Annotated in this window: 2 pseudogenes; both read right to left on the bottom strand. The window is 44.6% G+C overall.

Annotated features, from left to right (window positions below):
* Positions 1-213, bottom strand: a pseudogene (locus HMPREF2609_RS02960) (hypothetical protein); the annotation flags it as partial.
* A 96-nt stretch (positions 214-309) separates the two neighbouring features.
* Positions 310-507: pseudogene (locus HMPREF2609_RS11025) on the bottom strand (hypothetical protein); the annotation flags it as partial.

The following is a 507-nucleotide window of genomic DNA, read 5'->3' as shown; positions in this document are numbered from 1 at the left end:
GTTAATGTATCCATGCTCAGGAACCTTAAAATTGAGTTCACCCAGAAGCCTCGTGCCGCAATCCTCAATATCCTCCACATTCGCACAGTCTACTTCAGCGATATACCACCCCTGTTCCTGCAAACGAGGCTTCATCACCTTCTCCCAATACCCACTCTCGTAAGTGAACACAGGAACAATGAACGCATCCTTATATTCTTTCTCATAAACCATATAGTTATTTCCTCGAGAAGGCCCACACAGGGGGATTCATAAAGAACCTACCTAAGTCCCTGATGAATAAACCCTTAAGATGTAGAATGTATTACATTAACTATTTTCGTGCTTCCAACTCCTAACGACTTTCTGGCGATACTCCACAAGGGGTGGGTATTCTGCTCCTGGATTATTCTCGTTGAAGTCTTTGATAATAGAGGCGCGGCCTTCAAAATATTCCACAACCTGATCAAGGTGGTTCCGCGACACTTCCATACCGTAAAGTACATGCGGTGGGTCGTAGTCTCCATT

Origin of the sequence: Rothia sp. HMSC058E10, from assembly GCF_001809415.1 — a bacterium.
Classification (GTDB): Bacteria; Actinomycetota; Actinomycetes; order Actinomycetales; family Micrococcaceae; genus Rothia; species Rothia dentocariosa.
The sequence above is the reverse complement of the archived record's forward strand: the minus strand, read 5'-3'. Positions and strand labels throughout refer to the sequence as shown.